Origin of the sequence: Mesorhizobium sp. M7A.F.Ca.US.006.04.2.1, assembly GCF_004022915.1 — a bacterium.
Taxonomy (GTDB): domain Bacteria; phylum Pseudomonadota; class Alphaproteobacteria; order Rhizobiales; family Rhizobiaceae; genus Mesorhizobium; species Mesorhizobium ciceri.
In genome coordinates, this window is the sequence record NZ_RZQA01000520.1 from 1 (window position 1) to 4,649 (window position 4,649).

Annotated in this window: 7 protein-coding genes; 4 read left to right on the forward strand and 3 right to left on the reverse strand. The window is 62.7% G+C overall.

All coding sequences use genetic code 11. The annotated features are described in order from the left end of the window. Positions 1–664, forward strand: a 664-nt coding sequence (locus tag EN925_RS24180) for an EAL domain-containing protein (protein ID WP_164894357.1), incomplete at its 5' end; no start/stop codon positions are given. A gap of 5 nt (positions 665–669) precedes the next feature. On the opposite strand, the gene EN925_RS24185 is transcribed toward EN925_RS24180, so the two are convergent. Continuing rightward, positions 670–1,278, reverse strand: coding sequence for a YqgE/AlgH family protein (locus EN925_RS24185; RefSeq protein WP_013532765.1), 609 nt, complete (start codon positions 1,276–1,278; stop codon positions 670–672). Between the two features lie 170 nt (positions 1,279–1,448). Here EN925_RS24185 and EN925_RS24190 point away from each other — a divergent pair, with 170 nt between their 5' ends. The 3 genes from EN925_RS24190 (at position 1,449) to EN925_RS24200 (ending at position 3,372) form a co-directional block, all read left to right on the forward strand. After that, a complete protein-coding gene (locus EN925_RS24190; protein WP_027164141.1) occupies positions 1,449–2,255 on the forward strand; it encodes a protein-disulfide reductase DsbD domain-containing protein in 807 nt (268 codons plus the stop codon). Between the two features lie 85 nt (positions 2,256–2,340). After that, entirely contained in the window at positions 2,341–2,823 is a 483-nt protein-coding gene (locus EN925_RS24195) for a peroxiredoxin (protein WP_027164142.1), read from the forward strand. A 72-nt stretch (positions 2,824–2,895) separates the two neighbouring features. After that, positions 2,896–3,372: a DUF2938 domain-containing protein gene (locus EN925_RS24200; RefSeq protein ID WP_013532768.1), complete on the forward strand. Its 477-nt coding sequence runs from the start codon at positions 2,896–2,898 to the stop codon at positions 3,370–3,372. A gap of 133 nt (positions 3,373–3,505) precedes the next feature. Here the strand turns inward: EN925_RS24200 and rnhA are convergent, their stop codons facing one another. Both rnhA and EN925_RS24215 read right to left on the reverse strand, forming a co-directional pair. Continuing rightward, entirely contained in the window at positions 3,506–4,024 is a 519-nt protein-coding gene (rnhA, locus tag EN925_RS24210) for a ribonuclease HI (RefSeq protein ID WP_027164143.1), read from the reverse strand. A 4-nt stretch (positions 4,025–4,028) separates the two neighbouring features. Beyond that, the coding region (locus EN925_RS24215) for a phosphotransferase (protein ID WP_164894358.1) at positions 4,029–4,649 on the reverse strand (621 nt) is incomplete at its 5' end.

A 4,649-nucleotide genomic window follows, 5' to 3' on the forward strand; every position in this document is an offset into this window, starting at 1 on the left:
GCGCTGGGACCACCCTCGCCGCGGCACGATCCCGCCGGCGGATTTCATCCCGGCCGCCGAAAGCTGCGGCCTGATCGCGCAGCTCGGCCTGTTTGCCACGCAGCAAGCGGCGGAAGACCTCGCCAGCTGGCAAAAGCAGATCGGCGACGCGCCGCTGTCGGTCTCGGTGAATCTGTCCAGCCGCCAGTTGATCCGCCGCGACCTGGTCAGCGACGTCCGCTCGGTCATCGCTCGGGCCAACCTGAAGCCGCGCTGCTTCCGGCTCGAACTCACCGAATCGCTTGTCATGGACAATCCCGAGCAGACCGCCCATGTGCTGACCAAGCTGAAGCAGCTCGGCATCGGCCTGTCGCTGGACGATTTCGGCACCGGCTATTCCTCATTGGCCTATCTGACGCGTTTCCCCTTCGACACCATCAAGATCGACAAGAGCTTCGTCGACGACAACACGCCCAAGCGCGCGGTGCTGCTGAAATCGATGGTCAACATGGCGCATGAACTCGGCCTGTCCGTCGTCGCCGAGGGCATTTCGGACGAGAGCGACGCGCTGGAACTGCGCCAGATGGGCTGCGAATATGTCCAGAGCTTCATGTTCGGCGCGCCAATGCCGGGCGACCAGGTGCTGAAGACGCTGAAAGAGCAGTATCCGCTGACGCAAGCGTAAACGGATCAGGCGTGTCCGGCAGCGAGGCTGAGATGCGCAAGGTCGATACCGATCGAGGCGAGGATCCGGTCGTATTTGCGCTCGATATCGGTGTCGAACAGAAGCTCGGCACTGGCCGGACAGGTCAGCCAGCCATTTTCTGCGATCTCGGTCTCCAATTGGCCGGCACCCCAGCCGGAATAGCCGAGCGCCATCAGCGCATGACGAGGCCCGCGGCCGGACGATATGGCGCGCAATATGTCGACGGTCGCCGTCAGGCAGATGTCGTCGGAAACGGTCAGCGACGATTCCACCCGATAGTCGCCCGAATGCAGGACGAAGCCCCGGCTGCGATCCACGGGGCCGCCATTGCGCACGACGAAATCGCGGGCCTGAGCCGGCAAGCGGATTGCCTCCTGCTCGTTCATGATGCCCAGTTGCACGAGCAAGTCCGGAAACAGCATCTGCTGCGTCTGGTTGATGATCAGGCCCATGGCGCCTTCATCGGAATGGGCGCAGACATAGATGACCGAGCGCGTGAAACGGTCGTCCTTCATGCCGGGCATGGCAATCAGGAACTGATCGTCGAGAAAGCCGCGACTGGCGACCGTCTTCTTGTGGCGCAACAAGTCCATGAAGGGAGCGTAACGCGTTTCCAAAGCGCCGAAAAGATGCACCGTGCTGGATTCGACCAAAGCCTGTGGCGGCGGCTCGAACATTCTTCTCCCTCGAAGTCACGCAAATATGATACCGGCAAGGCCATGAAATCATTGCGCGGCCACGAACGGACGATCAAATCACCGCCATGCGAAGCTTGAAAATCCTGCTGCTCGGCGCCGCCATCGGATCGGCCACCGCTCTTCCCGCCGCCGCCTCTTCGTCGGCGTGGTACAACAGCGAAGGCGGCAAGGTCCGGCTGGTTACATCAGGCAAAGCCGACGATGCCGGCCGCATACAGGGCGTTCTCGACATAGCGCTCAAGCCCGGCTGGAAGACATATTGGCGCGATCCGGGAGACGCGGGCGTGCCGCCGCAACTCGACATTTCGGCCAGCACCAACATCGCCGACGCCGCTCTGTCGTTTCCGGCGCCGCAGCGCCATGACGACGGCTATGGCAAATGGGCGGGCTACAACTATCCGGTCTCTCTGCCGGTGACATTCACGCTGGCGACGCCGAACCAGCCGGCGGTGATCGATGCCGACATCTTTCTCGGCATCTGCGAAACGATCTGCATTCCGGTGCAGACGCGGCTGACCGTCGACCCCGCCTCCGATCCGGACAATGCCGAGGACGCGGCGCTGGTGAAGGCGAGTTTTACGGCACTGCCTGCGCCCGCGAGGTCCGATTTCGGCATCAATGTGCTGCCGGGCGACCATGAGACGCTGATTGTCGAGGCGAGCTTTCCCGGCGATCCGGCGGCGGCGGACTTCTTCGTTGCCGGCGAGCGGGACTACATGTTCGGCACCCCGGCCCGCAGCGAAAAGGACGGCAAGCTGATTTTCACCGTGCCGATCCTCGATCGCCCCTCGACGACGCCGACCGATGGCGGGCTTCACTATACGCTGACGAGTGCGGCGGGCGCTGTCGAAGGGGTTCTGCCTTTCCCTTGATCCAGCCCATCGCAACGGTTGCAGGAAGCCGTTGGGTTCGCTACGCAAAGACACGTCCTTCCCCATTTTCCCAAGCGAGGAATCCATGACCATTTCCGTTGGCGACAAGCTGCCTGACGTGACCTTCAAGACGATGACCGACGACGGCGCCAAGCCGATCACCGGGGCCGAGATCTTCCCGGGCAAAAAGGTCGTTCTGTTTGGAGTTCCCGGCGCCTTCACGCCGACCTGCAGCAACAACCACTTGCCCGGCTATCTCGAGAACCATGACGCCATCCTGGCGCGCGGCGTCGACACCATCGCCGTCGTTTCGGTCAATGACGTCCATGTCATGGGCGCCTGGGCGCGCTTCACCGGCGGCGAGGGCAAGATCCTGTTCCTGGCCGACGGCAGTGGCGATTTCGCCAAGGCAGTGGGCCTCGACAATGACCTTTCCGCCAGCGGCATGGGGCTGCGTTCGAAGCGATTTTCGATGATCGTCGACGACGGCAAGGTCACCGCGCTCAATGTCGAGACCAAGCCCGGTGTCGACGAGTCCGGCGCGGCCCATATTCTGGGACAGCTCTGAACTTCAGTGCGCCTTCGGCCGCAACGGCGATGGCGCTTGTGGTTCATGGGTTGCTTTGGGGGGATCCTAGCGATGTTTGACATCTTCTGGCGCGCTATCGCGATCGGCGTCGGCGCCACCGTGCTGATGGATCTCTGGGCCATCTTCCTGCACAAGGCGTTCGGCCAGCCACGGCCGAACTGGGGGCCGGTCGGCCGCTGGGTCTGGCATCTCCGTGACAAGGTCTTTCACGACGATATCGGCGATACAGCACCATACGCGCATGAAAAGGCGCTGGGTTGGGCCTTTCACTATTTTGTCGGCATCATCTACGGCATCATCCTGGTGGTGCTGGCCGGAGCGGGCTGGCTTGCCGCGCCGACATTTCTGCCGGCCTTCATCCTCGGCATTGTCACCGTCGGCGCCGGCTGGTTCCTGCTGGCACCCGGCATGGGCGCCGGCTGGGCCGCCTCGAAGCGGCCCAACCCGATGCGGATCCGGGCGCTGAACCTGGTGTCGCACACGGTGTTCGCACTTGGGCTTTGGGGCACGGCGCTGCTGATACGATAAGCGCTTACGGCTGTGTCGGCCTGTCGATCGGCTGCCAGCCGTAGACAACGGAATGCGCGCCGATATCGTAGTAGTTGCCGCCGCCCACTGGCTGATCCGCTTCTTCGTACCCGAGCCGCGCCGCTCCTGAAATTCAATAGCTCTGGGTCGAGCGCCGCACCTTCGCGATTGCCGGCGCAGCAGGCTTTGGCGCTGCTGCAGGCTTGAACGGGCCTTTCTTGAACGGCGCCATGCCTTCGCGCGCGAGTTCGTCGGCGCGCTCGTTCTCGACATGGCCGTCATGGCCCTTGACCCAGTTCCAGGTGACCTTGTGGCGCTTGTTGGCCTCGTCGAGCGCCTGCCAGAGTTCACCGTTCTTGACAGGCTTCTTGTCGGCGGTCTTCCAGCCGTTCTTCTTCCAGCCGTGGATCCACTTGGAAATGCCGTCCATGACGTATTTGCTGTCGGTGTGAAGCTCGACCGTGCACGGTTCCTTCAGCGCGTTCAGCGCCGAGATAGCAGCCAACAGTTCCATCCGGTTGTTGGTCGTCTCGGCCTCACCGCCGGAAAGCTCCTTGGTGGTGCCGTTGAAGCGCAGGATCGCGCCCCAGCCGCCAGGGCCGGGATTGCCCGAACAAGCGCCGTCGGTGAAGATCTCAACCTGTTTGCTCATGATATCAGGCCAATCCATATTCCGAAGGAGATTTGATCGCCCGGTGGAACCGCATCCTTCTGATGTATTCGGTCGGATCGCGTTTCATCACCAGCCCGCCATCGGGGACGGTCAGCCAGTCGTATAGCCGGGTCAGCATGAAGCGCAACGCCGAACCGCGCGCCAGCATCGGCAGCGCAGCCTTTTCCTGGTCGCTCAGGGGCCGGACGCTCTGGTAGCCGGCGAGCAGCGCCTTGCCCTTGGTCAGGTTGAAGGAAAAATCCTTCTCGAAGCACCAGGCGTTGAGGCAGGTGGCGACATCGTAGGCATAGAGGTCGTCGCAGGCGAAATAGAAGTCGATCAGGCCGGAGAGCTTTTCGCCGAGGAAGAAAACGTTGTCCGGGAAAAGATCGGCATGAATGATGCCTTGCGGCAGGTCTTTGGGCCAGTTGCGCTCAAAATCGGCAAAGTCGGCATCAACCTCGGCCGCCAGGCCCGGCTCGACCTCGTCGGCGCGGTCGCGCGCTGCGTCCCAGAGCTTGCGCCAGCCGTCGATGGCCAGGGCATTCGGACGCGTCATCGAAAAATCGGCGCCGGCCAGATGCAATTGCGCCAACGCCTTGCCGACCTCGGCACAATGCGTGGC

Bases quoted from the DNA above. Each gene is read 5' to 3' on its own strand.
- EN925_RS24185 (WP_013532765.1), bottom strand. From the start codon at position 1,278: ATGGACTTGTTGCGCCACAAGAAGACGGTCGCCAGTCGCGGCTTTCTC.
- EN925_RS24190 (WP_027164141.1), top strand. From the start codon at position 1,449: ATGCGAAGCTTGAAAATCCTGCTGCTCGGCGCCGCCATCGGATCGGCC.
- EN925_RS24195 (WP_027164142.1), top strand. From the start codon at position 2,341: ATGACCATTTCCGTTGGCGACAAGCTGCCTGACGTGACCTTCAAGACG.
- EN925_RS24200 (WP_013532768.1), top strand. From the start codon at position 2,896: ATGTTTGACATCTTCTGGCGCGCTATCGCGATCGGCGTCGGCGCCACC.
- rnhA (WP_027164143.1), bottom strand. From the start codon at position 4,024: ATGAGCAAACAGGTTGAGATCTTCACCGACGGCGCTTGTTCGGGCAAT.